At 63.3% G+C, this 26,915-nt stretch carries 26 protein-coding genes, 1 pseudogene and 1 riboswitch; of the genes and pseudogenes, 17 read left to right on the top strand and 10 right to left on the bottom strand.

Translation table 11 applies throughout. The annotated features are described in order from the left end of the window. Positions 1-164 precede the first annotated feature (164 nt). A complete protein-coding gene (locus AC6I97_RS05680) occupies positions 165-761 on the bottom strand; it encodes a phosphoribosylanthranilate isomerase (RefSeq protein WP_497944333.1) in 597 nt (198 codons plus the stop codon). 95 nt (positions 762-856) lie between these two features. Here AC6I97_RS05680 and AC6I97_RS05675 point away from each other — a divergent pair, with 95 nt between their 5' ends. The 5 genes from AC6I97_RS05675 to AC6I97_RS05655 all read left to right on the top strand — a co-directional run bounded on the left by AC6I97_RS05675 (position 857) and on the right by AC6I97_RS05655 (position 4,232). Then, the gene (locus AC6I97_RS05675) at positions 857-1,504 is read left to right on the top strand and encodes a HutD/Ves family protein (RefSeq protein WP_497944332.1); all 648 of its coding nucleotides are present in this window, start codon (positions 857-859) and stop codon (positions 1,502-1,504) included. A 57-nt stretch (positions 1,505-1,561) separates the two neighbouring features. After that, positions 1,562-1,627, top strand: a riboswitch (guanidine-III (ykkC-III) riboswitch). Between the two features lie 9 nt (positions 1,628-1,636). Beyond that, the gene (locus AC6I97_RS05670; protein ID WP_224165456.1) at positions 1,637-1,951 is read left to right on the top strand and encodes a DMT family transporter; all 315 of its coding nucleotides are present in this window, start codon (positions 1,637-1,639) and stop codon (positions 1,949-1,951) included. A gap of 2 nt (positions 1,952-1,953) precedes the next feature. After that, positions 1,954-2,337 (top strand): DMT family transporter, encoded by a 384-nt coding sequence (locus tag AC6I97_RS05665; RefSeq protein ID WP_224089120.1) that lies wholly within the window; start codon positions 1,954-1,956, stop codon positions 2,335-2,337. Positions 2,338-2,564: 227 nt separating this feature from the next. After that, positions 2,565-3,572, top strand: coding sequence for an aldo/keto reductase (locus AC6I97_RS05660; protein WP_497944331.1), 1,008 nt, complete (start codon positions 2,565-2,567; stop codon positions 3,570-3,572). A 9-nt stretch (positions 3,573-3,581) separates the two neighbouring features. Further along, positions 3,582-4,232: an MBL fold metallo-hydrolase gene (locus tag AC6I97_RS05655; RefSeq protein ID WP_497944330.1), complete on the top strand. Its 651-nt coding sequence runs from the start codon at positions 3,582-3,584 to the stop codon at positions 4,230-4,232. A 17-nt stretch (positions 4,233-4,249) separates the two neighbouring features. Here the strand turns inward: AC6I97_RS05655 and AC6I97_RS05650 are convergent, their stop codons facing one another. Beyond that, on the bottom strand, positions 4,250-5,995 hold the full coding sequence (locus AC6I97_RS05650) for a DEAD/DEAH box helicase (protein ID WP_497944329.1): 1,746 nt from the start codon (positions 5,993-5,995) through the stop codon (positions 4,250-4,252). Between the two features lie 290 nt (positions 5,996-6,285). Continuing rightward, on the bottom strand, positions 6,286-7,680 hold the full coding sequence (locus AC6I97_RS05645) for an MFS transporter (RefSeq protein WP_497944328.1): 1,395 nt from the start codon (positions 7,678-7,680) through the stop codon (positions 6,286-6,288). 68 nt (positions 7,681-7,748) lie between these two features. On the opposite strand from AC6I97_RS05645, the gene soxR reads away from it, so the two are divergent. Beyond that, positions 7,749-8,219, top strand: coding sequence for a redox-sensitive transcriptional activator SoxR (gene soxR / locus AC6I97_RS05640; protein WP_224165461.1), 471 nt, complete (start codon positions 7,749-7,751; stop codon positions 8,217-8,219). On the opposite strand, the gene AC6I97_RS05635 is transcribed toward soxR, so the two are convergent. Continuing rightward, a complete protein-coding gene (locus tag AC6I97_RS05635) occupies positions 8,216-10,177 on the bottom strand; it encodes an FG-GAP-like repeat-containing protein (protein ID WP_497944327.1) in 1,962 nt (653 codons plus the stop codon). The two genes, soxR and AC6I97_RS05635, sit on opposite strands and share 4 nt — an antisense overlap. Before the next feature lie 158 nt (positions 10,178-10,335). On the opposite strand from AC6I97_RS05635, the gene AC6I97_RS05630 reads away from it, so the two are divergent. After that, the gene (locus AC6I97_RS05630) at positions 10,336-11,100 is read left to right on the top strand and encodes an SAM-dependent methyltransferase (RefSeq protein ID WP_497944326.1); all 765 of its coding nucleotides are present in this window, start codon (positions 10,336-10,338) and stop codon (positions 11,098-11,100) included. Positions 11,101-11,165: 65 nt separating this feature from the next. Here the strand turns inward: AC6I97_RS05630 and AC6I97_RS05625 are convergent, their stop codons facing one another. Then, the gene (locus AC6I97_RS05625) at positions 11,166-12,203 is read right to left on the bottom strand and encodes an Lrp/AsnC family transcriptional regulator (RefSeq protein ID WP_497944325.1); all 1,038 of its coding nucleotides are present in this window, start codon (positions 12,201-12,203) and stop codon (positions 11,166-11,168) included. 140 nt (positions 12,204-12,343) lie between these two features. On the opposite strand from AC6I97_RS05625, the gene AC6I97_RS05620 reads away from it, so the two are divergent. Beyond that, the gene (locus AC6I97_RS05620; protein WP_497944324.1) at positions 12,344-13,561 is read left to right on the top strand and encodes a M20 metallopeptidase family protein; all 1,218 of its coding nucleotides are present in this window, start codon (positions 12,344-12,346) and stop codon (positions 13,559-13,561) included. A gap of 31 nt (positions 13,562-13,592) precedes the next feature. Next, the gene (locus AC6I97_RS05615) at positions 13,593-14,885 is read left to right on the top strand and encodes an MFS transporter (RefSeq protein WP_497944323.1); all 1,293 of its coding nucleotides are present in this window, start codon (positions 13,593-13,595) and stop codon (positions 14,883-14,885) included. Between the two features lie 71 nt (positions 14,886-14,956). Here the strand turns inward: AC6I97_RS05615 and AC6I97_RS05610 are convergent, their stop codons facing one another. After that, complete coding sequence (locus tag AC6I97_RS05610) at positions 14,957-16,246, bottom strand: MFS transporter (protein WP_497944322.1); 1,290 nt, start codon at positions 16,244-16,246, stop codon at positions 14,957-14,959. Positions 16,247-16,414: 168 nt separating this feature from the next. On the opposite strand from AC6I97_RS05610, the pseudogene AC6I97_RS05605 reads away from it, so the two are divergent. The 6 genes and pseudogenes from AC6I97_RS05605 to AC6I97_RS05580 form a co-directional block, all read left to right on the top strand. Continuing rightward, positions 16,415-16,765, top strand: a pseudogene (locus AC6I97_RS05605) (Rid family hydrolase); the annotation flags it as partial. Then, positions 16,725-16,985, top strand: a complete 261-nt coding sequence (locus AC6I97_RS05600; protein ID WP_309928514.1) for a ribbon-helix-helix domain-containing protein — start codon at positions 16,725-16,727, stop codon at positions 16,983-16,985. The pseudogene AC6I97_RS05605 and the gene AC6I97_RS05600, both read left to right, overlap by 41 nt. Next, positions 16,985-17,224, top strand: a complete 240-nt coding sequence (locus AC6I97_RS05595; protein WP_497944321.1) for a toxin — start codon at positions 16,985-16,987, stop codon at positions 17,222-17,224. Before AC6I97_RS05600 ends, AC6I97_RS05595 begins: the two co-directional genes overlap by 1 nt. Before the next feature lie 147 nt (positions 17,225-17,371). Continuing rightward, entirely contained in the window at positions 17,372-18,277 is a 906-nt protein-coding gene (trmB, locus tag AC6I97_RS05590; protein ID WP_224165466.1) for a tRNA (guanosine(46)-N7)-methyltransferase TrmB, read from the top strand. Positions 18,278-18,298: 21 nt separating this feature from the next. After that, complete coding sequence (locus AC6I97_RS05585) at positions 18,299-18,688, top strand: hypothetical protein (RefSeq protein WP_224165467.1); 390 nt, start codon at positions 18,299-18,301, stop codon at positions 18,686-18,688. Further along, positions 18,689-19,171: an SRPBCC family protein gene (locus tag AC6I97_RS05580; protein ID WP_497944320.1), complete on the top strand. Its 483-nt coding sequence runs from the start codon at positions 18,689-18,691 to the stop codon at positions 19,169-19,171. Positions 19,172-19,207: 36 nt separating this feature from the next. Here the strand turns inward: AC6I97_RS05580 and AC6I97_RS05575 are convergent, their stop codons facing one another. Together AC6I97_RS05575 and AC6I97_RS05570 are read right to left on the bottom strand one after the other, a co-directional pair. Then, positions 19,208-19,882, bottom strand: a complete 675-nt coding sequence (locus AC6I97_RS05575; RefSeq protein WP_497944319.1) for an anti-sigma factor family protein — start codon at positions 19,880-19,882, stop codon at positions 19,208-19,210. Next, a complete protein-coding gene (locus tag AC6I97_RS05570; RefSeq protein ID WP_224089146.1) occupies positions 19,879-20,376 on the bottom strand; it encodes a sigma-70 family RNA polymerase sigma factor in 498 nt (165 codons plus the stop codon). Before AC6I97_RS05570 ends, AC6I97_RS05575 begins: the two co-directional genes overlap by 4 nt. A 151-nt stretch (positions 20,377-20,527) precedes the next feature. Here AC6I97_RS05570 and AC6I97_RS05565 point away from each other — a divergent pair, with 151 nt between their 5' ends. Beyond that, complete coding sequence (locus AC6I97_RS05565) at positions 20,528-21,076, top strand: COG4315 family predicted lipoprotein (RefSeq protein WP_497944318.1); 549 nt, start codon at positions 20,528-20,530, stop codon at positions 21,074-21,076. A 92-nt stretch (positions 21,077-21,168) separates the two neighbouring features. Here AC6I97_RS05565 and AC6I97_RS05560 read toward each other — a convergent pair whose 3' ends face one another. Together AC6I97_RS05560 and AC6I97_RS05555 are read right to left on the bottom strand one after the other, a co-directional pair. Further along, complete coding sequence (locus AC6I97_RS05560) at positions 21,169-22,119, bottom strand: type IV toxin-antitoxin system AbiEi family antitoxin domain-containing protein (protein WP_497944317.1); 951 nt, start codon at positions 22,117-22,119, stop codon at positions 21,169-21,171. 297 nt (positions 22,120-22,416) lie between these two features. After that, the gene (locus AC6I97_RS05555; protein WP_497944316.1) at positions 22,417-23,265 is read right to left on the bottom strand and encodes a DMP19 family protein; all 849 of its coding nucleotides are present in this window, start codon (positions 23,263-23,265) and stop codon (positions 22,417-22,419) included. Positions 23,266-23,430: 165 nt separating this feature from the next. Here AC6I97_RS05555 and AC6I97_RS05550 point away from each other — a divergent pair, with 165 nt between their 5' ends. After that, entirely contained in the window at positions 23,431-26,886 is a 3,456-nt protein-coding gene (locus AC6I97_RS05550; protein WP_497944315.1) for a DEAD/DEAH box helicase, read from the top strand. Positions 26,887-26,915 lie beyond the last annotated feature (29 nt).

The following is a 26,915-nucleotide window of genomic DNA, read 5'->3' as shown; positions in this document are numbered from 1 at the left end:
AGGAACACACCAAAAACCGCAGGACGTGAGAGAGGAACACACCAAAAACCGCAGGACGTGAGAGAAGAACACACCAAAAACCGCAGGATGTGAGAGAGGAACGCACCAAAAACCGCAGGACGTGAGAGAGGAACGCACCAAAAACCGCAGGACGTGAGAGAACGTCAGGCTTTTGCAGCTTCCACGAATGCTCGGATCTTCGCCAGGTCCTTCACTCCCCGGGACGACTCAACACCCGAGGAAACGTCCACGCCCCAGGCATCGGCCGCTGCGGCAGCGAAGGCCACGTTTCCGGGTTCGAGTCCGCCTGCGAGCAGCCACTCCCGGCCGCCGAGTCCCTTCGCCCGTACTGAGGCATAGTCCCAGGATTCTCCCGAACCCGGCACGGCGGCATCGATCAAGAGCAGATCCTCGCCCAGATCACTGAACTCGTCCGGAGCGGCACCCATGGTGACGGCCCGGATGAGCCGCATCCCGGCGTCGTGCACTGTTTTGACGTCCTCGGCAGTCCGCGTGCCGTGCAGCTGAACCCAGGTGAGTCCTGCGGCGCGCGCAACAGAAACGGCATCGGCGGCGGGCTCGTGCCGGAAAACAGCCACGGCCTTAACGTTTGCGGGGACCAGTGGCAGCAGGATACGCACCTGGTCCGGGGTGACTTCACGTGGGCTCGAAGTCAGCACAAAGCCGACGGCGTCCGCACCCGCGTCCACGGCAGTGCGCACGGATTCGGGCGTGCTCAAGCCGCACACTTTGACGAACATTCCGTGCCTCCAACCGTATTCCCACGTTTTCCACATATGACGTTAGCAAGCCATGCTGACAACGCAGAAGCTGTGTCCACCACTAGGCTGGTCGGATGGAGATCATCCGCTTTGCCGACATCCACCCCGAACCGTGGCGCAACGGAGGCGGGGTGACGCGCGAACTAGCCAGCCACCCGAAGGTCGCCTCGGCCCAGGACGGGGCTTGGGATTGGCGCGTCAGCATCGCCGATGTTTCCAAGGCCGGAGACTTCTCCAATTTTCCGGGCATGGAACGGGTCATCACCATCATTGACGGTGAGTTGCTCCTGCTGACCGTCGACGGCGAAGAGCACCCGCTGGAGAAGTATCGTCCGTTCCGTTTCTCCGGAGAGGCGGCATCGTCGGCCACGCTGCCCACCGGCGACATCCGGGACCTCAACGTCATCGCCCGCGCAAGTGCCTTCAAGGGGTACACCTCCATCGTCGAGATCTCGAAGAAACGCGCCCACCCCGTGTTCGAGGGACAGTTGGCCGTCCTGCTGGAAGGCAAGGCGACGGTCGCTCCTGGCACGGATCCGGTGGAAGGCGCCTCTGTGGAGAATGAGTCCGACAGCGCCAGCCCGGCTACCAGCGCGGCCGAACCGGTTGAACTGAACCGCTACGACGCCGTGGTGGGCTCCGATACGCGCAGCCCCGAGATCTCGGGACGGGGTTTTGTTGCCGTGATCTCCATCGACAAAGTGGACCCCGCGAACGTCTAGGCTGGTGACTTTCGCCACCCGAAGTGGCCACGGTCTGCAGGAGTTGCTAGCCTGAAATGAAGGTTCCGCTCTGGAACCTCCGGACGACGGTTCAGTACCCGGCACGCGACAAGACTGGCCAAAGGATCTGTCATGTCGTGGTTAATTCTCATTCTCTCCGGAGCGCTCGAGGCCGTTTGGGCTGCTGCCCTTCACCGCTCAAAGGGATTCCGCAAGCCAGTCCCCACTGTCATTTTCCTGGTAAGTGTCATCGCCAGCACCGGCGGCCTCGCGATCGCCATGCAATCCATTCCCACGGGTACGGCGTATGCGGTGTGGGTGGGCGTCGGCGTCCTCCTGACGTCGGCTTACGCCATGGTCACCAAGGTGGAACGCGCGACGACGGCCCGGCTCCTGCTGCTCGCAGGTATCGGCGCGTGCGTGGTTGGCCTGAAGGTGGTGGCGTAGCCATGGCTGCCACAACGACCACCCGGAACTCTGCGAAGAACGGCCTCTTCTGGCTGGTTCTCCTTGCCTCCGCCGTCCTCGAAGCCGTGTGGGCCACAGCTCTGGGACTCTCCAACGGCTTCACCCAGCTCGCACCGACGATGGTCTTCGCTGTCACCGCGCTGCTGAGCATGTTCGGTTTGGGCATAGCCGTGAAGCGCATCCCCCTCGGCACGGCCTATGCGGTATGGGTGGGCATCGGTGCGGCGCTCACTGTTGGCTGGGCCATGCTCAGCGGCGTCGAACCCGCCAGCCCGTTGAAGCTGTTCTTCATCGCCGGAATCGTGGGTTGTGCTGCCGGTTTGAAGGCGCTGCCGTCCGACAAACCCCAGGCGTCCGCCGAGTAGCCAGCACTCCTCCGCGCTCCTTCCCAGTTGCCTCTCCCGGCACCCCTGGTCGAGCAGGAGAAACCCCGCAATCACAGGGGCGGGCATGCATGCGGGCCGGGTGCTACCCGGACCAACTGGGAAGGAGCGTCGCCCACACCCGGAGAACCAGCAGGAATACCCAAGCCCACGGCGGGGTTCACGCCAACAAAGGGCACTTCGAATACCAACACGCATGGGAGAAGTTCATGACTGCAGTTCAACTCGGCGATGGCCTTACTGTGAGCCCCCTTGGCTTTGGCGGCATGGCCCTGACACCGGTCTATGGGGGAATCGACCCCGCTGAAGCCTTGCAAACCCTGCGGCATGCGGTGGATGCGGGAATCACCTTCATCGATACCGCAGATGTTTACGGCGCCGGAAGCAACGAGGAGTTGGTGGGCCAGCTCCTGAAAGACCGGCGGGACGAGGTCCAATTGGCCACGAAGTTCGGGATAGAGGGCAACGCCGCGAACGGGTACACGGGAGTTCGCGGCGATGCGCCCTACGTCAGGCAGGCAGCAGAAGCGAGCCTGCGCCGCCTGGACACTGACGTCATTGACCTCTATTACCTGCACCGCCGTGACCTCCGCGTTCCGATAGTGGAAACCGTGGAGGCCATGGCGGAGCTGGTCCGTGAGGGCAAAGTTCGCCACCTCGGCCTGTCTGAGGTGACAGCCGAGGAGCTTCGGCAGGCCAACGCCGTCCATCCCATTGCCGCAGTCCAGAGCGAATGGTCAATCTGGAGCAGGGATGTTGAGCAAAACGTTGTTCCTGCAGCGAAGGAACTCGGTGTTGGCTTTGTGCCTTATTCGCCGCTCGGCCGCGGGTTCCTCACAGGAACCATTAGCGCGAGCGACTTGGGCGAAAACGACTTCCGCCACAAGATTCCCCGCTTTGGTGACGAGGCCCTTGATGCAAACCAGGCCGTCGTGGCCGCGGTTCGTGAGGTAGCCGATGACCTGGGTGCAACTCCTGCCCAGGTAGCACTGGCCTGGCTGTTCACCCAGGGCAAGCGCCTTGGGCTGCCGGTGGTCCCCATCCCCGGTACGCGCAAAACGCACCGCATCGACGAGAACCTTGGCGCGCTGTCCCTGCAACTGGGAACAGCGCAACTTGAAGTGCTCGACCAAGCCGCGGACGCCGTCGTGGGTTCACGTTCTGCGGACCCCAACTGGGTGTCGCAAGGCCGCGAAGCCAACAGGACCACTGCGTAGACTGAGCCGATGGATTCGCTTATTCACTCATCGCGCGACGTCACCATACGGAGCATCTCCGTCAGCGAGATGAACAACAACGTGTATCTGCTGACCTCGAAGTCCACAGGCGTGCAGCTGTTGATCGACGCCGCCGATGACCTTCCAGCCATTCAGCAACTCCTGAAGGACAGCGAAGCGGATACTTCCGAAGTGCCGAAGCTGGTCCGAATCGCCACTACCCACCAGCATTGGGACCACATCCGCGCCTTGGGTGAGCTGGTGTCCGCGACCGGCGCCAGCACTTCTGCAGGAGCGGACGACGCCGATGCGCTGCCCGTTCCGGTGGATGTCCGGCTTGGTCACGGCGACGTCGAGCGGTTCGGCGACTTCGAGATCACGGCGGTCCACTTGCGCGGACACACCCCTGGCTCGATCGCTTTCATTTACCAGGATCCGGACGGGCCGGCCCACATTTTCAGTGGAGACTCGTTGTTTCCGGGAGGCGTCGGCAACACACAGGGCGATCCTTCACGTTTCACTTCACTGTTGAACGACGTGAAAGAGCGGCTGTTCGACGTTTATCCGGACGAGACCGTGGTGCACCCGGGCCATGGATTGCCCACGACCCTCGGCGCCGAGCGGCCACACCTTGAGGAGTGGCGCGCCCGAGGCTGGTGAGCAGGCGTTGCGGGGACTTAGCGGCCGCGACGCTCGTTCGACGCGGGAGCCGAGGCGCGACGCGGGCCACTGCGTGCCGGACGACCCGCGCCTGAGCCCCCACGAGCGGAGTTGCCGGAGGCACCCGAACCGTAGGATCCACCGGACGTAGCGCCCGTAGCGGAAGACCATACGGCCTTGTTTCCGCTGGTACGGGTGCTCGTGGTGGAAGCCGTGCGCGGAGCCGAAGCCGAGCGCTGGCCACCGGTGGCAGCGCGCTGGCCCGAAGCGGGACGACCACTACGGCCGCCTTGGCCCTGCGAGCCGGGAACGTCGTTGCGGTGAGTTGCGCCAGCCTTGCCGCGACCACGTGAACTGCGGGCGACGTCGTCGTTCATTGCCGCGCGACGATCAGCGCGGTTGATGTCCGTGCGAACCGGCTCAGCGGCGACCTTGCCGCGTCCGCCGCGGCCGCCACGGCCACCCGTTGTGGGAGCCGCCTGACCGCCAGTACGGCGTGCGCGCTTGCGCTGGGCATTGGCGCCCGTGGAGGTGCCGCCACCCTGCGGGGCTTTCGCCGCGAGGAGGGCTGCACGGGTGCGGGGGTCGACCTTGTCCGCGATGTCGCCCACGAGCTCGGCGACAAGCGGGGAGTTGGCCGTGACGCGCTCGAACGATACGTCCACGCCGGCAGCCTTCATGAGCTTCTTGACGTCGCTCTGCTGCTCCGGGAGTGTCAGCGTTACAACGGTGCCATCGGAACCGGCGCGGGCCGTACGGCCTGAGCGGTGGAGGTATGCCTTGTGCTCCGTGGGCGGGTCAACGTGGATGACGAGTTCGACATCGTCAACGTGAACGCCGCGGGCTGCGACGTCGGTGGCCACCAGGACGCGAACGTCACCGTTGGAGAACTCGGCCAGGTTGCGGTCGCGGGCGTTCTGCGACAGGTTGCCGTGAAGGTCGACGGCGGGGATGCCGGCGTCGGTGAGGGTCTTGGCAAGCTTGCGGGCGTGGTGCTTGGTCCGCATGAACAGGACGCGGCGTCCGGCGCCGGAGGCCAGTTCGACGATGAGCTGCTTCTTGACGGTCTGGTCGTTGACTACCAGGACGTGGTGTTCCATGGTGGTGACGGCAGCCTGCGGGTCATCCACGGAGTGGGTGAGCGGGTTGGAGAGGTAACGGTTGACCAGCTTGTCAACACCGTTGTCCAACGTCGCGGAGAAGAGCAGGCGCTGACCCTGTGTGGGGGTCATGTCCATGAGCTTCTTGACCACCGGAAGGAAGCCGAGGTCTGCCATGTGGTCTGCCTCGTCCAGCACGGTAACTTCGACGGCCTCAAGGGTCAGGATGCGCTGGCGGATCAGGTCTTCGAGACGGCCCGGGCAGGCAATGACGATGTCGACGCCGGCGCGCAGTGCCTTTTCCTGGCGTGCCTGGGAGATGCCGCCGTAGATCACCGTGGTGTTCAGGCCCATGGCCTTGGCCAGCGGCTCGATGGTGGCGTTGATCTGGGTAGCCAATTCACGCGTCGGAGCAAGGACCAGGCCCATGGGGCGGCCCGGCTTGCGGAAGTGCTTGGCTTCACGCTCGGCCAAGCGGGCCACAAGCGGGATGGCGAAAGCGATGGTCTTGCCGGAGCCGGTGCGGCCCCGGCCCAGGACGTCGCGGCCTGCGAGCGTATCCGGGAGGGTCTTCACCTGGATGGGGAATGCCTCTTCGATGCCGTCTGCGGCGAGGGATTCAGCAATGGCCTTGGGCGTGCCAAGGGCAGCAAAAGTAGTCATTTACTAATGTCTTTCGGGCGGTGTCCAGTTGCGGACATCGGCCCCCGACGCCGGTTGGGCCAGGGGTTCGCCGAGGAAAAGTCAGGTGGTCTACCGGTTCGCTGCTGGAGCGTTGGCCGGGACCAAATGGAACGCGTTCATCGACGCAGGATGTGCCTCTCACATGAAAAATGCCCCGTCACGTAGCCTTTTGGGCCACCTGCTTCAGGGCGTCACCGCACATCAAGTGTCCCCAGTCTAGCAGTGTTCGGCGTCGAGTCCCGCATTGGGCTACTTATGCGTACGTTCGGCTACTTATGCAGCGAGGGCTCAGGTTGGGCTTCCCGCGTTGTGGAGGCGGCCGCCCGGGTGGCGACCCGGGGCGCCATGGCGAGCCCGACGACGGCGATCACCGCCGTCAGTGCGAAGACCCCCGCAAACGGGTTCGTCGTCGTAAATGCTGCGAAGACGAGCCCCGTGGCAGCGAGGGCCAGGGCGCCTCCCAGGGAATCGGAGATGGACATCGCTGCGCTGTTGAAGCCCTGGTTATCGGGAGTCGAGAGAGCCAACGTCATGACGCTCAGGCGTGGGTACATGAGCCCCATGCCCCCGCCGGCAAGGATCCAGCCCCCAATGGCAATGGCTGCCGGCAGCGCCAATGCCGCAGTCACCAGGGCCAGCACGATTGCCACCAGCACCAGCGCGGCACCAATTTTCACCGCAAGGGCATCGGGCAGCTTGGAACCCAACCGGCCTTGGAGGGCAGACGCCCCTGCCCATGCGAGCGCAGCGCCGGTCAGTGTGAGCCCGGCAAACGTCGGCGTGAAAGCGTACTGTTCGGTCAGCAGGTATGGCAGGTAGACCTCGGCACCGAAAAACGCTGCCGACGCCAAACCGCGGGTGAGGATCACGCTGGGAAGGCCGCGGTGGGCGACCAGCGTTCCGCGCGGGACCAAGGGCCGTACCGCCACCACGGCAAGGACAAGCGCGACGACGGCAATCACCCCGCCCACGCCCGGCACCTCTGCTGACAGGTTCAGTGCGAGGACGGTCAGGGCGGCCAGCGCCGCCCAGCCCATGCGTCCGAAAGCCCACGGCACAGTTTCGGTGGCGGGCTCCGAGGTCATTCCCCGCACAGCCGGCACCACCATCAGCAGTGCCGGAACAACCAGCCCCACCACGCCCAGGAATACCCAGTGCCAGCTGCTGAGCTGCGCCACGATGCCAGCGGCGAACGGGCCCACGAGTGATGGGATAACCCAGGATGCGGCAAACGCGGCGAAGATTTTGGGATGCAGAGCCGGCGGGTAGACGCGGGCCACCAACACATACAGGGCAACGGTCATGGCACCGCCACCGAGTCCCTGCACGAGGCGCCCCAGCACCAGGACTTCCATGCTTCCGGCTGTTCCTGCGATCAACAGGCCGGCGACGAACAGTGCCACCGACGCGTACAACGGTGCCGCCGGACCCCGGCGATCCGACCAATTACCTGCTCCGACCATGCCCATCACGCCGGTCGCCAAGGGGCCGGCGAAGGCCAGCGCGTAAAGGGTGGCTCCGTCCAGGTCGCGGCTGACGAGCGGCATGATGGTGGTTACCGCCAGGGACTCGAAGGCGCTGAGGAAAACGAGCGCACAAGCACCAACGGTAGCCAGCAGGTATGGACGGCGGAGTATCCCGGCCGTTGAGGTGTCAGAGGTCATGGACGCTACCCTAGAACCTCAACTAATGTTGAGGTCAATCCACCACGACCAGCACCGGAGGACCAGCCATGCCACAAGTTCCCGGCAGCGCCCATCGGCCCCTGAGCATTGGCGAGCTTTCCGAGCGGAGTGGGGTATCGCCGTCGGCCCTTCACTTCTATGAACGAAATGGGCTCATCACAGCCGAACGCACGGCCGGAAACCAGCGGCGGTACCGGCGTGAAACGCTGCGGAGGGTGGCTTTCATCAAAACATCGCAAAGAGTTGGCCTTCCTCTGAAGGACATCCGCGAGGCGCTGGACTCCCTGCCGGACGGACGGACGCCCACCAAACGGGACTGGACACGGTTGTCGTCGCGGTGGCGCAAGGAACTCGACGAACGGATTGCTGCGCTGCAACACCTGCGGAACGATCTGGATGGCTGCATCGGTTGCGGTTGCCTGAGCCTGAAATCGTGCACGCTTCAGAATCCGGCCGACGAGCTGGGGGCGACCGGGGCAGGAGCGCAACGCTGGAACCTGTCCGGCCAGCCGCATTAGATGATCGCCGTCATGACGTTCCATCCCACTCCCACCTGCACGCGCGGCGAGTATCCCCCGAAGCCCTGCCCTGGGTAGAGCCACAGGGTCCCGCTGGCGTCGCGCGCCAGGATGTCCGGCACGTCGTCGCTGTCGAAGTCGCCCGGCGTGACGATGGCAGACATGACGTTCCACTCAATGCCAACCAGCAGCGGCTGATGCCAGCCGCCCGTGCCGTCCGGTTCGTAAAGGAACAGAGTTCCCCACGTATCCCGGGCAAGGACATCGCTCCCTGGCGAACGCAGGTTTCCCGGCCCCATGATGGCCGTCATCACGTTCCAGCCCGTGCCGACCTTCGATTTGGGAAGCCAACCGCCTGAGCCGTTCCCCGGATACAGCCAGAGGTCACCAGCACTGTCCCGGGCAAGGACATCGGCTTTTCCATCGTCATCGAAATCGCCTGGGGCCACGACGGCGGTCATCGCGTTCCAGCCAACGCCGACTTTGGAGCGGGGCAGCCAATCAGCATTGCCGTCGCCCGGATACAGCCACAAATCACCAGCCTCGTCGCGTGCCAGGACGTCCGGTTTGCCGTCACCGTCAAAGTCGCCTGAGGCCATCAACAGGTTCATGATGTTCCAACCGGAGCCAACCTGTGAACGGGGCAGCCAGCCTTTATTGCCGTTTCCGGGGTACAGCCACAGGCCGCCGGCGGAGTCCCTCGCCAGAACATCCGTGGCGCCGTCAGAGTTGTAGTCTTTCCAGACGTTCTCCGGCTGTCCTGTACTAACAGCCACGACGTAATTGCCCTGGTTGCCAGGAACGACGTACCCCATGGAGCCGTCCGGAACGATGACAAGTTGACGTGGAAGCAACCCGTCATCCAGGTTGATGACGCCCGCAGGCTTGAGCGTCGGCAAGCTGAGGACATTGATGCTGTGGCCAAGCACATAGAGTCGTCGGCCATCCGGGCTGACCTGGACCGTGAGGGGCCCCATGTTCATGACCGGGCCTTCAGAGAGGCTGACCGGCGTCAGTGAATTCCCTTGAAGATCGACTTCAGCCACGTAATAGTCATTGGGGCGCTGGTCCACCACGAAGGCCCGTGAACCATCGGGGGTGAAACTTGGTGCGGTGGCCACGGACTGGGTCACCACTTCCCCGATCACGGTATTCGTGGTAACGCCTGCGATGGCAATCCCGCCTTCGAGCTTGGGATAGTACAGCCTGGATCCGTCCGGAGACATGGATCCTCCGGTTGAGGTCCCGCCGAGCGGAATGGTGCTGGTCACGGTGTTCGTCGACGTCTCGATGGCGGAAACCGACTGGTCCAGGAGATTCAGTGCGAAGACCTTGGCCCCATCCGGCGTCACAAGTACCTGCGTGGGCTCGCGACCAACGGGAATCGAGGAAACCACGGACGCCGTCGCAACATCGATGACCGCAACCGAGCCCGGCGTCGAGCCCGTGTCCGCCGGCGTCCCATACACAGCCGCGTAAACGCTGGACGCGTCGGGAGTAAATGCGAGGCTGAAGACCGGGCCGTCCACCGGTATGTCCACGACCGTTATGGCGGCGGTGTCCACGACAGTCAGGAAATGCTCCTGGGACTCGCTTGTTGCCAGGTAAACCCTGGCGCCGTCCGGGCTGACCTTCATGGCAGTAACATCCCGGACATCGATGCTCGCAGATACGGTGCTGGTGGCAACGTCGATCGTGGCGAACGCCCCGGAGCCGGACACTGTGAACAGCTTGCGCCCGTCCGGACTCGCCTCAGCGAAGTTGGGGCTGGGAACCTCGATCCTGTAAGGCGTCCCGAAAGTCGCCATGGGTGCGACGGTTGGCACGGTGGCTGCCGCGACGGCGTCGGGCTTTAGCGTATTGGCCTGGGCCGGTAACCCTGAAGCCATAAGCGTTAAGGCCGCCGCCAAAGCCACAAAGGCAGCACGCGCAGTGAATGTAGGCGTCCGGAACATCATGAATCCCCCGTTTCATGCGCCACTGACTTGTGTCCGGCGCTTGGCTCAAACGCTAGTCACCATCAAATGGAAAAACCAGATCATTTGTTCGTATGTGTGTTTTGCCGAAGCAGCAACGGGCGTTGCCTTTCGTAGCCTGCTCACGGCACGCTTGGCTTATGGCTGAACACACTCACGACGGCGGCACTCCCCACCCCACGGACGGCACCTCCGGCAGCACCCTTGGCAGCGGACACCAGAACGCCCATCAGGACACTGACCACAGTGGACCGCGGCATGGCGGGCTCAACCTCCACGAGGACGCCGACAACGCCGCTGACATGTGGGACGGCATGTACAAGGAGCGTCCAAAGGTCTGGAGCGGAAATCCGAATCCCCAGTTGGTCGCCGAAGTGGCCGGCCTCCGCGCCGGAACGGCCCTGGACCTTGGCTGCGGCGAAGGTGCAGACGCCATCTGGCTCGCCGGGCAAGGCTGGACGGTCACCGGAATGGATGTATCGGCCGTCGCGCTTGAACGGGCCGCAGCCCACGCATCGGAGTCGGGCTACGCTCACCGGATTACCTGGCAGCAGCAGGACCTTGCCGAGTGGAAGCCGGAACCCATCTTTGACCTCGTGTCAGCACAATTCCTCCACAGCCCCCTCCTGCCGTGGCGCGACTCCGTGGCTTCCGCGGCAGCGGCTGTGGCTCCGGGCGGGACGTTGTTGGTGGTCGGACATCACCCTCATGGGCTCGCGCCGTGGAGCCACCACCGTGAAACGGGCATGTTTTTCTCGCCGGAACAGTTGGCTGGGGCGCTTCGCCTGGACCGCGAGCCGTGGTTCGTCAACGTCCTTACTTCCCGGGAACGCACCGTCACCGGCCCAGAAGGCGGGGCGGCTACCGTTTTGGACACCGTCCTGCGGGCCACCAAGCACCCCTGATGCTGGCGGAACCGGCACCCCAGGCCGGCCACGCCGTCGTCGTAAACCCGGGTTCGGGCGTGAGCTCACGCCGTTTCAGGCAGCAGTTCCCCGTACGGTGCCACCACTGTCCCTGTGGCGGTCGAGTCCGGGTTCAGCATCCAGCCAACCCGTTTGGCCGTGTTCAACATGACCACACTCTCCACGAGTTCGATGCCCGGGATCCGCTGCTGGATGGCGAGTTCCATCTCCATGATCTCGGCCAGCGACCGGAGCCACATGATCATGGTGAAGTTGGTGCGTCCGGTGGTGGACGCCGAGAACCTGACATTCCGGACCGAACGCAGTTCCGTCGCGGCGGCTTCGTGCCGGCCCGCCGGAACGTTCGCAAACCACTGAACGGTGATGGGGAAACCGGAGAATTTTTGGGCTATCTCACAGCGGAAGGAGAGCATCCTGCTGCTCAGCACCCGCCCCAACTGGCGCTGCACCGTGGCGGGATGGCGCCCCAGAGCCCGCGCAATCTCAGCAGCAGAAGCACGGCCGTCACGGGAAAGGAACGGGATGAGGGCCAGATGGCTCTCCGGTAGCGGCACGACTATGGCGTCGGGAGCCGACGGGTTGGCTGATTCAGGCCCCGCCAGTGCCCGGAGCGCCTGCTGTTCCCCCTTCGTGAGCACATTCAGCCGCCACGCATAGCCACTGGTGTGGATGCGTGTACACAGCGACGTGTGGTACTTGGTGAGCCCCCGGACTTCTTTGAGCCGCGGCAGCAGGCTGGTGCTGAACTGATCGAGGTCCTGGGTGATGACCGTGAGTGTGAGGTCGCGGTTGCTGGCCGCTTCTTCGACGGTGATGACCTCGGGGAGCTCTGCCAGGGCTGCCGTGACCTGCGGCCGGAGATCCATTTCGCAGTCGATGTCCACCATGGCAAGGCACATGTTCTTCGGATCGCCCATGAGATGCGCAGTAGTCCATGCCGCACCGGCAGCCTTCAGGCGGTCCCACCGCGCGGCCAAGGTTGTGGCGTGGACGCCCAGGACTTCGCCGGCGTCGGACCAGCTGATGCGGGGCGAAATCTGCAAGGCATTGATGAGGCGTAAATCCTCTTCGCTGAGTTCCATGAGTTCATTCTCGCAAACGGTGCATGAATCCTGCGTTTCTTGGCCTTTCGTGCATTTTTATAGATGTTTTCAGAATTGTGAGTTCAGTCACCACAGAATTGCAGGAAGAACCAATACCCCCAGCACGAGCAGGAGAACACATGACCATCGCCGCCGACGCCAAGGAACTCCAGGACGACATCGTCCGCCTCCGCCACGACCTCCACCGCGAACCGGAGATTGGCCTGCAACTCCCCCGTACTCAGGAAAAAGTACTGAAAGCGCTCGACGGACTCCCGTACGAGATCACCCTGGGCAAGGACACGACGTCGGTCACCGCGGTTCTGCGCGGTGGCGCTGCTTACGCGTCAGCCCAGAAGCCCGTGGTGTTGTTGCGCGCAGACATGGACGGCCTTCCGGTCCAGGAAACCACTGGCGTTGACTACACCTCCCGTGTCGACGGCGCGATGCACGCCTGCGGGCACGACCTCCACACGTCCATGCTCGCCGGAGCAGCTACCCTCCTGGCTGAACGTCGTGATCAGCTGGCCGGCGACGTCGTCCTCATGTTCCAGCCCGGCGAAGAAGGCTTCGACGGCGCCAGCTACATGATCAACGAAGGCGTCCTGGATGCTGCCGGCCGACGGGCAGATACGGCCTACGGCATGCACGTCTTCTCCGCGCTGGAACCCCATGGCCAGTTCGTCACCAAGAACGGTGTGATGCTCAGTTCCTCGGACGGACTCGTGGTGACTGTGCTTGGCGCCGGCGGGCATGGCTCTGCACCCCATTCAGCCAAGGACCCTGTGACCGCAGCAGCGGAAATGGTCACGGCCCTCCAGGTCATGGTGACCCGCCAGTTCAACATGTTCGATCCCGTTGTCCTCACCGTCGGCGTACTTCACGCCGGAACCAAGCGGAACGTGATCCCGGAGACCGCCCGCATCGAAGCCACCATCAGGACCTTCTCCGAAGAGTCCCGGCAGAAGATGATGGAGGTAGTACCCAAGCTGCTCCAAGGCATCGCTGCAGCCCACGGTTTGGAGGTTGATGTGGATTACCAACAGGAATACCCCCTCACCATCAACGACGAGGACGAAACGAACACCGCGGAAAAGGTCATCGCCGGCATGTTCGGCGAGTCCCGACTCACCCGGATGGCAACTCCCCTGGGTGGTTCCGAGGACTTCTCCCGCGTCCTGGCCGAGGTTCCGGGAACCTTCGTCGGGCTCAGTGCCGTTACCCCCGGCACCGACCACGCGACGTCGCCCTTCAACCACTCGCCGTACGCGACGTTCGACGACGGCGTCCTCACCGACGGCGCTGCCCTCTACGCCGAACTCGCCGTATCCCGCATCGCGACCCTCGCCGCCAACTAACTCCCAGCCCTACCCCACCTTGGAGAAACACATGACCGCCACCGTTGGAACGTCCACCGAAGTCAAGGTCCACAAATCCCACCTGCGGACGCTCGTAGGAACAGGCATTGGCAACGCCGTTGAATGGTACGACTGGGCCATCTACGCCACGTTCTCGCCGTTCATCGCGAGCGCACTGTTCAGCCAGGCAGACCCAACATCAGCTGTGCTGTCCACCTTGGCGATCTTCGCCGTCGGGTTCGTTGCCCGGCCGTTCGGCGGTTTCCTGTTCGGCTGGATCGGCGACCGCATCGGCCGCAAGACGTCCATGACGGTAGCGGTTGCCCTCGGCGCTCTCGGCAGCCTCCTCATCGGCATCGCTCCGACGTTCCAGGCTGTGGGCGCGTTCGCATCCGTGATGCTCCTGCTCGCCAGGCTCATACAGGGCCTTGCCCACGGTGGTGAGCTGCCGTCGTCGCAAACGTACCTGTCCGAGATGGCACCCAAGGAAAAGCGCGGCTTCTGGGCGACGCTCATCTACACGTCCGGCACCGCCGGCATTCTGGCCGGAACTCTGCTCGGCGCGATCCTCACGGCTGTCCTGACCAAGGACGACATGAGCGCATGGGGTTGGCGCATTCCGTTCCTCATCGGTGGTGCACTGGGCGTCTACGCGCTGTTCATGCGGGCCAAGATGAAGGAAACCCACGCATTCGAGGCCGAGACGCCCAAGGAAAAGCGCCTGCCCATGTGGCCGCAGATCGTCAAGTACCGCAAGCAGGCTTTGCAGGTCATCGGCCTGACGGTTGGCCTCACGGTGGTCTACTACATCTGGGGTGTCGTGGCACCGAGCTACGCAGCCACCACGTTGAAGATGGACCGCGGTGCAGCGCTCTGGGCCGGCGTGATCGCCAATGTCGTCTTCATCGCCGCACTCCCCTTCTGGGGCAAGCTGTCGGACCGCATTGGCCGCAAGCCTGTGCTGATCGGCTCGTCCATCGGTGCCATGGTCATGCACTTCCCCATGACGTGGCTGCTCAAGGATTCCCCGTGGCAGCTGACCGTGTCCATGTCCGTGATGCTGTTCTTCATTGCTGGTAGCGCGTCGATTGTCCCGGCCGTCTACGCCGAACTGTTCCCGACCCACATCCGCACTGTTGGCGTCGGCGTCCCGTACTCCATCTGCGTGGCTGCCTTCGGTGGCACTGCTCCGTACCTCCAGACCTGGCTGGCCAGCATTGGCCAGGGTTACCTGTTCAACGTCTACGCAGTGATCCTGCTGGTGATCGGCATCGCGTTCGCCTTCTCGATCCCCGAGACCAAGGGCAAGGACCTAACCCACTAGGTTCTCCCAACTAAGTCGCAGCAGATGCCGTTTTGAGCGCTCAAAACGGCATCTGCTGCGACTTACTTGGGTTAAACGAACTTGTCGCGACCTGCCCGGTAGCCGAAGAAGGCAGCCAGCGCTCCGACCACAAGGAACAGGATTCCGGCGGCCGCGAATCCGCCCGTGGCTTGGTGGAGCTGCCCCACCAGCAGCGTTCCCACCGATCCCACTCCGTAGCCGACGCCCTGCATCATCCCGGACAGGTGCGCGGCAGTATGCGCATCGCGGGTGCGGACAATGATCATCGTGAGGGCAACAGCGGTGAGCGAGCCCTGGCCGAGGCCCAGCAGTCCGGTCCAGATCCAGATCAGCCCAGTCGGTCCGAAGATGCTGAGGGCGAAGCCACCGCCGGTCATCAGTGCCACCACGGTGTTGATCACCCTCTGATCCTTGAACCGCGTGGCCAGGGCAGGGGCGAAAAGTGAACCGAGCATCTGCAACACGATCGACACCGACACAATCAGCCCGGCCGTTCCGCCATCGACGCCCCGGTCCCTCAGGATCGGCGCCAGCCACGCGAACACGCTGAACGACATCATGGCCTGCAGCACCATGAACAGCGTGACCTGCCAGGCCACGCCCGACCGCCACACGTTCACGCCGCCGTGGACGGCTTGGTGCTTGATCGATGGCTGGCGGATGGCCAGCGGAAGGAAGAGCAACAGCACGACGCCGGCAGGCACCGCCCAGGACCACAGCGCCGAAGTCCACTGGCCGGTTGCCGCAAAAACCGGATACGTGAACCCTGCACCAAGAGCCGCGGACGCACAGATCGCCGTGGTGTACAGGCCGCCCATGAGCCCGAGCCGGTGCGGGAAGTCTCTCTTGACCACGCCCGGCAGGAGTACGTTGCAGAGGGCGATGGCCGCTCCGCACGCTGCCGTTCCGGCGAGGAGTGCTGGAAGGTGCCCGGCGCCAGGGACCGCCGTTGGCCTGAGCAAGAGACCCGCCGTGAGCACCACCATCGCTCCCAGCAGGACCCGTTCTGCCCCGAACCGCCTCGCCAGTACAGGGGCGAGGGGTGCGAAAACGCCCAACAATGTCACGGGAACGGTTGTGAGGACCACCACCGCCCAGCCCGGCAGTCCGGCGTCGGACGTTATTTCCGGGAGGACAGCCGAGAAACTCGAGAAGACCGTCCGCAGGTTCAGGCCGATCAGGACCAGGCAGATGCCGAGGTAGATCAGGCCCCTCTTGGAGCGGAGCTGCGTAGGTGGGGCGGGCGGGACGTCGTCGATCTCGGCATCCACGGCGATTTCGGGCAAGAGGCGTTCTTGCTCAGACTTTTCGGTGTAGAAGGGCTTCGGGAAGGAGGTCACGCGTCCCATTCTGTCAGCCAGCCTGCACTGGGTTCATTGGGTCGGGATGTGACCACGGAACAAGTCAAAGACTCGCGGATCCCTTTTCATGCGTGCGTGAAAGTCGCAGCCAACGTCTCGATCTCAACAAGCTGACCGGGATATCCAAGCACAGCCACGCCGACGGACGGCAAGGTTGTAGGAGACTCATTCGATGCTCAGACGCGCGCGGCTTTCGCGAACATGGCGACAGCACTCGAAGACGCCGGAGCCGGATTGACGGATGTCATGAGCACCCGTCTTTTGGTTGCGTCGTCGGAACAGGAAGATCTGTGGGAGGCATGGTCGGCGCTTAGCGATTGCTATCGGACAAGCTCCACTGAAGCCATAGCAGGACGCTACCAGCCAGCACTTGACTCAGTGCCCATGACGCTGTTCACGGCGCGAACCCCCGCTTTGCCACCTTCACCCGCCGCCCATTTCGTAATACGATTTGTAGATGAGTCACGAGAAGGTCAATGGCGCGCCGGTCACCGATGAGATGATCCAAGCTTGGGCAGACGAGGCTGAGCACGGATACCCGACTGAGCAACTCCGCAGGCGAGGCCGCCGTCCAGTCGGTGATGGCCCCGGCGAAGTGGTGCCGGTGCGCATGGATGCCGAGCTGCTGCGGGAACTCTCCGCTCGAGCCGAGCATGATCACCTGAGCCGGTCGGAAGCCATACGCGCGGCCGTACGGGCGTGGATCAGCGCCGCGTAGTGCAGGCGCATGCTTCCGCACTCAAACACGGCATCAGCGCCGAGGATGGAATCCACGCGGCGGGTCACGCGGTCTACATTGCGGACCTCGACGAGGACAGCCCGGCTCGCCAACTAAGGCTCGGATTCGACGCAGCGGGGCGCCTCCTCGAAGTTGTCGTTCTTCGCTTCGACAGCGGCAATGAGTTGCTAATCCACGCAATGAAGGCTCGGACGCAGTACTTGAACCTGCTCACCTGAAATTCATCACAGCTGGCACAAAGCAGATGACGAAGCTCAGCCTGGGTAGGACGAGAGGGTCAGCCGCGGGGTTATGGAAGGCGCTCGGACGGCGGTGCCCAGACGCCCGCCCCTACTGCCCACCGGAACCCAAGTATTCTGGAATGGATGAGTGAAACCCCAGATTCCCCGCGACCAGTCACGCCCGGCAGCCAGGCTTCCTTCGGAACCTACGGCGGCCGGCCGGTCAGTTTCGTGCGCCGCGGCACCCGTTTGCAGGGTCGCAGGCAGGCCGCGTGGGAGGAGCACGCCGAGCGTTGGGCCGTCCAGGTTCCGCGTCACGTCGCCAACACTTCAGTCCACCCCGATTACACGTTCGACGCCGAGGCAGTGTTTGGGCGCAAAGCTCCCCTGATCGTCGAGATCGGTTCGGGCTTGGGTGACGCCGTGGTCCATGCCGCCGAACAGAATCCGGACAAGGACTTCCTGGCTGTCGAGGTTTACACGCCGGGCCTGGCCAACACCATCATCAAGATCAACAGCCGTGGCCTGACCAATGTGCGCGTGGTGGAAGCCAATGCGCCCGAAGTTTTGGAGTCGATGCTTCCTGCCGGTTCGGTCAGTGAGCTCTGGGTATTCTTCCCCGATCCATGGCACAAGGCACGCCACCATAAGCGCCGCCTGATCCAGCCGGCTTTCGCTTCCGTGGCCGCCAAGGCGCTGGAAAAGGGTGGCTACTGGCGCATTGCCACCGACTGGTCCAACTACGCCGTACACGTCCGCGAGGTTCTTGCAGGCTCAACGGAATTTGAGAACATGCACGAAGGCGAGCGCAGGGGCGAGGAGAGCCCTCTGACGCAAGTGTGGCAGTCCGGCGTCGAGTCTGTTGTGGGAGGGGCGCCGGTCCGGGAAGGCCGGGCACCTGTCAGCACTGAACATACGGGTCCGAACGAGGGCGTGGACGAGGAAGGCGGCTGGGCACCCAGGTTCGAGGGCCGTATCCGCACCAGCTTTGAAAACAAAGCCCACGAGGCCGGGCGTATGATTTTCGACCTCACGTATCGCAAGATCTAGCGCACGGACTTTGGGGGAAATATGAGCTATCAGCCACCGGTTGAGTACTACCAGCAGCAACGGTCCCGGACACCGGGGTTGGGTGCGGGCATCACAAGCATCGTCTCCGCGATCCTCTCGCCGATTGCCGCAGTGGTCAGCATTCCCTTGGGCGTCGCCGCTGTCGCTTCGGCGATGAGCCGCTACAACCCGGGCAACGACGTCTGGTGGTTCAGTGCGCTCATTCTGGCGCTGGTTGCCGTGATCCTTGCGATTGTGTCCGTCGTCAGTGGCCTGATCGCCGTATTTCGGGCCGGGCGCATGAATGCCGGCCGCATCACAGGGATCATCGGACTGGCGATCATGGCGGTCAATGTTTTTGGCGTTGCCTTCATGGTGCTCCTGGTGCTCGGTTCAGGGCAGGGGTCCTGAATGCCACAGGTCCGCGCCGAGCGGTTCATCCGTTTGGATCCCGAAACAGCCTTCGCACTCTCGCAGACCACTGGTGAATTCAGGCTCAGATGGGATCCGTTCATTTCGGCCCAAAGCTTCGTGGACGGAGCCAAGGCAGCAGGCAAGGGAGTCCGCACACGAACCGTGTCCCGTATGGGACTGAAAATGGTCAGCGAGTACGTCTCCTACGTCCCTCCCCGAAACGTAGGAATGACCATGGTGTCCGGGCCTTGGTTCTTCGAGAACTTCGGCGGCGGCTGGCGATTCACCCCCGACGACGGCGGCACCCGGGCGGTCTGGAAGTACACCTTTTCCTGCCGCCCGGCTTGGGTGAAGCCCGTGGCAGAGAGAATCGGGAGCTGGTTGTTGGGCCGCGAAATCGAGCGCCGGATCGAAGCATTTGCACGGGCTTGCGAAGACCCAGCCCTCGTAACCGAGCTGCGGGCAAACCTGCTGCACTGAGACCTACACCTGCACTGAGACCTACCGCACTGAGATCTACGGCACCGATATTGAGGCCACTGTCTTTTCGGCCTCATCCCGGAGTTCCACTCCGGCTATACCGCCAAGCTGCACGGGCGTAGCGCCAGTGATCTTGATGCGGCCACTCGGCGTTGCCGTCCAGCCGCAGGTGCGCTCTTCCGCCCCGTCCCGGCCCTTCACCCAGAGGTAGAGAGTTCCTTCGAGCGGCATGCTCTTGCCTTCGACCTCAAGCTGGGTGCCCCAGGTCTTCTTGACCATGCCCACTGTCAGCTGGAGCCCCGTTTCGGACTGGACCGAGTAGCTGGCATCGGGTTTTGGTGGCTGGTTCAGCAGCGGGCCCGCAAGGAAGCCAAGTGCCAGGCATGCAGCGGCGACCGCCCCCACGAAAGCCGCCCACCGCCGTCGTGATTTCTTCCTGCGTGCGGCAAGGTCAACCAGGATCTTCTGCGGCAATGCTTCCCGGCCCAGCTCCAAGGGTGAGAGGGCACCGGCGGTACCCGCCACGGTGAGTGCGACGGCGTCGGAGGCAGGAACGGCGTCGAGCAGCGCGGGGAGGCTTTCCAACTCCTCGAGTTCGCGCCGGCAGGCAGCACATCCGGCGAGGTGCTCTTCAAACGAGCGGGCCTCCTCGGGGTCGAGCCCTCCCAGCAGGTAGGCGCCCAGCAATTGGTGGACGGTGTTGCCGTTCATCGTTCCACCCCCATTTCATCAAGGATCGTTCGGAGGGCTTTCACAGCATAGAAAGCCCTGGATTTCACGGTTCCGGCCGGTATGTTCAGCTGCAGCGCTGCCTCAGTGACGGTGAACCGCTGGTAGTGCAGGGCCACAAGGACCTCGCGGTGTTCGTGGCTGAGCCTCAGGAGTGCCTCTTCCATGAGGACTCGGTTCAGGAGCTCATCAACGCGTTCCGTCGCAACGTGGTCTGGAAAGTCGTGCTCGCCTGCCTCAACAGGGCGCCTCTGGGCCTTCCTGTAGTTGTCGATGATGACGTTGCGGGCAGTCCGGAAGAGGTAGCTGCGCAGACTGCCCGTGATCTCCGGCGCGTGCTGCCACACCTTGAGGATGGTTTCCTGCACGACGTCGTCTGCTTGGTGCGTGTCCGAGGTGCAGCTGAGCACAAAGCGTTTCAGGGCCGTGCCGTGATCGCGGTAGATTGCCGCCACCACGTCCTCGTCCAACGGCATAGCCACCTCCTTCGCCTTGTTTCCTGCTGCCCTACCCCCATACGACGCCACGTGCAGCGAAAAGGTTCAGTTCCTTGAACCATTCTTCCCCCGCCTGCGTCGTAGGGGTTAGCGCCGACCCATTCCGGCCGGCCCGTCAAAGGAGCTAAAGATGAGAAATAGACTCAGCGTTGGACTCGGCGCAGTGGTTTTCGCCGTGGCTCTTACCGGTTGCGCCGGGAGCCCCGGGACAAGCACCACGTCTACTACCGCGCCGACGGCCGCCACTTCCTCGACGGCACCTACCTCCATGTCCCCAAGTACGGACGCAATGTCCAGCCCGGCCGCGGCAGGCGCAGAGATGAAAGTTGCATCATCCGGCGCCGGGCAGATCGTGGTGGACAGCAAGGGCATGAGCCTGTACTTCTTCACCAAGGACGTCAAGGATTCAGGAACCAGTGCATGCACGGGCGCCTGCCTGGCCGCTTGGCCGGTGTTCACGACGACGTCGGACAAGCCGGCCGTTGAAGGCGTCAGTGGCACCGTGGGAACCATAGCTACCCCTGACGGGAAGAAGCAGGTCACACTCAATGGCATGCCGCTGTACTACTACGCCAAGGACAAGGCTCCGGGCGACGTCAACGGCCAGGGCGTGATGAACGTCTGGTACCTGGTAAGCCCCAGCGGCGAGATGATCAAGGGCGCCGCCTCGGGATACTGAAGCGTGACACCGAGATCGTGGGAAGCCTGCCGTGTCGCCGAAGGGTTACGTGCGTACAGGCAGGGTTCCCACGCACTCGCGCTCAGGCCGCATCACCTGAGTGCCCGAAGGATGCGTTCCTTGAAGGCGCGCTCTTGAAACAGGTCCTTCCACTCGATCCGGATAAACCGCCATCCCTCCTCGACGAGTGCCTTTTCCCGCCGTCGTTCTTGAAAGATGACCTCCTCTGTCGGATTGAAGTCGAAGTATTTAGTGCGACCGTCAAACTCCAGAGCCAGTTTTTGCTCTTCCCAAGCGAAATCCATGCGATGGCGACCCAATCGGGACTGCACCTCGAATTGTGGCTGTGGGGGCCTGATGCTGAGCCTTTGCATTAACTCACGGGTAAGCGTCTCGCCAGCAGACTCGGAGCGGGGGTCTGCGTTGTCCAAAGCTTTGCGCAGCGTGCGGATACCCCGCTTCCCGGAGGAGACCGTGGCCAAGGAGGTCAGCCTGCTTCTATCAGCGCCGACGCGTAGTCCATGATCCATAATCACCAGTGCTTTGGGATAGCTAAGCATCCTTGCACTGTCAAAGATGGTGCGTTCGAGTGTGGTCGCCCGCAAACCCTGAACCTGCACGACGTCGTCCTCAGTGAAGCTTTCTGTGTGTCCCCGAACGTCCTTGCCCCATCTGTCGGAGGAAGGCCTGGTCGTGTGCAGAACATGAACCTTGTCATCCACGCCCCACACAAACAGGCCGTGGAGTCGTGCCGCCGACAAATGGCTGTAGACGAAACCGCCTGTTGACGTTGTCAGCGTCCCGTGCGCATGTGCCAGGATCCGCTCCTTGGCCTGTCTCCTCGGACCCAGTGCATTCCACTTGCTGCCCCTGATGTAGCAGCCGTACCTCAAGCGGTGCAGCTCACCGGAGTCCACCAGGGCCTTGACCTTTCGACTGTTTAGGCCGAAGCGGAGTAACTCGTCGGTTCTCCACATGTACCCGCGCACAGGAAGCAGGTGGACTAACGGGGCGGTGCTTTCAGGCGATGATGTTGGATCCATGGCCTTAGCATGCCGACGAAGCATCCAGTCCTTAAAGGGGTGCGCGACGCTATGTGGACATCCGAGTGCCGAGGCTCCGGGAACGATGCGGATACGCCGGAAGTTTGCCCACGAACGCGCACGTTTCCAGCGAAGTGAGGAGACGCCAGGCCTACGATCACCGCAGGGGTGACAGCCAAATCGCCCGAAAAGCGCGGGATCGCCGGAACGCTACGGCGATTGCGGAGCGTTCCGGCGATCTCGGCGGTCTTTCCCGCGAACTCAGCCCTGCGGGGGTGAAGCCTGCAACGCTGCGGCCTACGCTTCCGCGAGCTCGTCGGACTCTTCGAACTCCACCGCCGCGATGATTTCCTTGGTCTCAGGGTGGATCATGAAGGCTTCCTCATCGTCCTCCACCATGATGTAGTCGCCGTGGTCGGTGGAGAAGTGCCAGGCGAGGGTCTTCACGCCGTCGTGCTCGTAGTTGGGGTCTCCCATGGTGATCTTCTGCAGCGCGTAGCCGGCCACGTCGCACAGTTCCCGGATGATGACCTCAAACTCGGGTGCGTTGGCGAGGGCTTCTTCGTCAGCTTCGGCTTGGCGCTCGGCAAGGTCCGGAATCAGGGCAACGCGCTTGGCAATGTGTGCTTCCAACTCCTCGTCAGACAGAACCAGCAGCCCGGGCTGGTTCCGAAGGTAAGCGGCGTTGAGGTCGATGATGTCCTCTTCCTCCAGCAAGGCTTCGAACTCGCCGTCGAGCTCATCCAGGACAACGACGGCCTCGAGGGGCGCTTCGGAATCGTCCAGCTCGCCGTCGAGGTAGGCCTCGGCGTCGTCCTCACTCAACGCATCAAAGGCTGCAGCGGTGCGGTTGAACAGGTCCAGGTGCCGGGTGGCACCCATGCCTTCCAAACCGGCACGCACGTAGGCGTCCAACTCGTCACGCTCCGGGGCGGTGAACACGTACTGGGCGAATCCACCGGCCAACGCCTGTGTCAGGTAGAAATCAACAAAGTAGCTGTTGAGCGCGGGGGACGCGATTTCGTCGCTGTTGAGGAGCTCCGCATACATCTGGTTCACGACGTTGACGTTGGAATCCACTACGTCTGCATTGCCTGCTTCGAAGCTGGCCTTGTTCAGGACGACGGGGTACTCGTTGGTAGTCATGGGAAATCCTCACTGCTGAAAGCTGTTGGTGCTCCGGACCCTTTCAACGTACGCATGGGAGCGGTTCGGCAATCGAGGTTGAGGTTAACGGAGGGCGAAGTTTGGGAGCCGTTTTCTGCTGACTAAGATTGAGCAGATAACCTCCTGCCGAAAGTAGCCCGACGCATGCCGTCCCACACAGACGAAACCTGGGAACTGGCCATTCAGACTCCTGCCATTAACGACCGCTCCCTGGCGGCCGGATTGGCCTATGCCATGGGCAGCCGCGTGAGCGGAATTTCTTTCGATTCGGCCACCGGCCTCCTGCTGGGCAAGGTCCGCGGCACCGGTCCGCAACCATATTCGACGTCGGCCAAGCTGGTTCGCAAGCCCAGCGGCTGGAGCTGCACCGTAGGTATTTGCAGCTGCCCTGTCCGCAAGGACTGCAAACATGTGGCTGCCCTGCTTTTCACGGCTGAAGACCACCCCACTATCCGTGCCCAGCTCCTGTCCCAGGCACCCGGGATCCAGACCTCGCGCCTTGGTTCCTCCGAGCAGGGCGGTGCCGGGCGGCCGGCTTGGGAGCAAGCCCTCAACAGGCTGATCGCGAAGCCGGGCACCGCGCCGAGCACTGCCGGCATTCCGCTCGCCCTGCAGTTCGAGGTTGAGGAACCGGCCGCCCACTTCTCCTACACAGGCCGCCGCGATCCCATGCGCAGTGTCCGGCAGCTCAAGGCCCGGCCCGTGATGATGGGTGCCAAGGGAAAATGGATCCGCGGCGACGTCTCCTGGAACAACCTGAGCTACATCAGTTTCCGCCGCGAATTCAATGAGGCACACGTCGAGTGGCTTCAGACTTTCCTCGCTGCCCATGGTTCCAGCAATGGTCGCCAGCAACCGTCGGGCGCCATGTGGTTGAGCCTGAATGATTTCGCCGCCAAGAACCTTTGGACCCTTCTCGCCGATGCAACTAAAGCCGGCATTCCGCTGATTCACGCGGCTGGTAGCGAGCCTGTCCACGTCGAGACCCAACCCGCCGTCGTCGGACTCAGTTTGGCGCGCCTTGAAGCGTTGGGCGGCAAAGACGGGAAGCAAACGCCCGACGGCGGCCTGCAGCTTGCGCCGTCGGTGACGGTAGGCGGTGAGCAGATTGATGCCGGGACTGTGGGCTTCCTCGGCAAGCCCGCGTATGGGATTTTCTTCACGCATTCCGGCGCCGAAGCCTTGCCCGGGGTGCCGCAGCAGAACAACCTGATCACGCTCGCCCCGATTGAGGGCGGTATCAGCGACGAACTGCTCGAGTTTGTCACCGAGGGCGAGACCCTTCTGATTCCGGCCGAAGATGAGAGCCGGTTCCTGACCTCGTTCTACCCGAAGCTGCGGCAGTCGACGCCCGTCAAGGCAGCGGATGAATCGGTGGAACTGCCAACCCTGGCGGTCCCCACGCTTTCCCTGCTCGCCAACTACGGCACCGACCACAAAGTCCGGCTGCACTGGGAATGGCATTACAAGTCCGGCACGTTGGTCACCGCGCAGCCCTTGTGGCGGCACCCGGATGACCGTGGCTACCGGGATGACCTTAAGGAAGCCCGCATCCTGGATTCGATCGGTCGGCCGTGGGACGTGGTTCCGGCGTTGGCGGAATCGGCTACCGGCGGCTGGGGCGCTCCGCGGCTCGCGGCCTCGGCTGAGCTTTCCGGCCTGGACACGCTGGCTTTCACCGAGGAGATCCTGCCGGCGCTCAAGGACCTGCCCGACGTCGTCGTAGAGACCTCCGGTGACATCGCTGATTACCGCGAAGCCGCCGAAGCTCCCGTTGTCTCCATCTCCACGAAGGAAACAGCGAGCGGCGACTGGTTCGATCTCGGCATCGTCATCACCCTCGAAGGCGAACCGGTCTCGTTCGCCGCCGTGTTCTCCGCCCTCGCTGCCGGGATGAGCCGCATGCTGCTCCCCAGCGGCGCCTATTTCTCCCTCGACCTGCCTGAGCTGCACCAGCTCCGAGCGTTGATCGACGAAGCCCGCTCCCTTCAGGACAACCCGGACAACAAAGACGGCACCCTGCAGATCAGCCGATTCCAGGCCGGGCTCTGGGATGAACTCGCGCAACTCGGCATCGTTGACGAACAGGCCGCAGCTTGGCGCGAAGCTGTTGGCGGATTGCTCGACGACGGCGTGACCGGGCTGCCGCTGCCGGCAGGCCTTAACGCCGAGCTGCGTCCGTATCAGCTTGAAGGTTTCAACTGGCTCAGCTTCCTCTTCAAGCACAGCCTCGGCGGCGTGTTGGCCGATGACATGGGCTTGGGCAAGACCGTGCAGGCGATCGCGCTGATCTGTGCGGCCAAGGAGCTGGCTGCTGCTGTTGATTCCGCTGACGTCGGTGTGGCCGACAGCCCGCCCCGCGCTCCGTTCCTGGTGGTGGCCCCAACCAGCGTGGTGAGCAACTGGGCCGCCGAAGCGCAACGGTTCGCTCCCGGACTCATTGTGCGGACCGTCGGTGAAACTTTCGCCAAGAGCGGGCTGTCACCTGTCGACGCGCTGGCGGGTGCCGACGTCGTTATTACGTCCTATGCGCTGTTCCGCATTGATTACGATGCCTACGCATCGTTCCAGTGGGCGGGGCTCATGCTGGACGAGGCGCAGTTCGTAAAGAACCACCAATCCAAGGCCTACCAGTGCGCGCGGAAGCTTCCGGCCCGGTTCAAACTGGCCATCACAGGCACGCCGCTGGAGAACAACCTCATGGAGTTCTGGGCACTGACGTCGATCGTGGCGCCTGGCCTGTTCCCGAGTCCCAAGCGGTTCGCGGAAAACTACCAGAAGCCGGTGGAGAAGAACGGTGACTCGGCGCAGTTGGCCAAGCTCCGGCGTCGTGTCCGTCCACTGATGATGCGCCGCACCAAAGAACAGGTCATCAAGGATCTGCCGCCGAAGCAGGAGCAGGTCCTTGAGGTCGTGCTGAACCCGCGGCACCAGAAGGTTTACCAGACGCACCTCCAGCGCGAGCGGCAGAAGATCCTTGGACTGATCGACGACGTCAACAAGAACCGTTTCACGATCTTCCAGTCCTTGACGTTGCTGCGTCAGCTGAGCTTGGATGCGTCGTTGGTGGATTCGTCGTTGTCAGGGGTGCGGTCGTCCAAGCTGGATGTGCTGTTCGAACAGTTGGAGGATTTGATCTCCGAGGGCCACCGCGCCCTGATTTTCAGCCAGTTCACGGGCTTCCTGGGCAAGGTTCGGGAGCGTTTGGATGCCGAGGGCGTGGAGTATTGCTACCTCGATGGCAGCACCCGGAACCGTGGCGATGTGGTCAGCGAGTTCAAGAACGGGGCCGCTCCGGTGTTCCTGATTTCGCTGAAAGCCGGTGGCTTCGGGCTCAACCTCACTGAGGCTGATTACGTGTTCCTGCTGGATCCGTGGTGGAACCCGGCGTCCGAGGCACAGGCTGTGGACCGTACGCACCGCATCGGGCAGGCCCGCAACGTCATGGTCTACCGGTTGGTTGCGAAGGACACCATCGAAGAAAAGGTCATGGCGCTGAAGGCCAAGAAGTCGCAGCTGTTCGCGGATGTGATGGAAGGCGACGCCCTGGCTGGTGGCTCGTTGACGGCGGAGGACCTGGCGGCGCTGTTCGCGGAATAGTCGCTGCTTGGCTGTAGACTCTCCCCGGC

Source organism: Arthrobacter sp. TmtSoilC48 (genome assembly GCF_059739425.1).
Note: the sequence above shows the minus strand (reverse complement) of the source record. Positions and strands in the feature narration are given on the sequence as shown.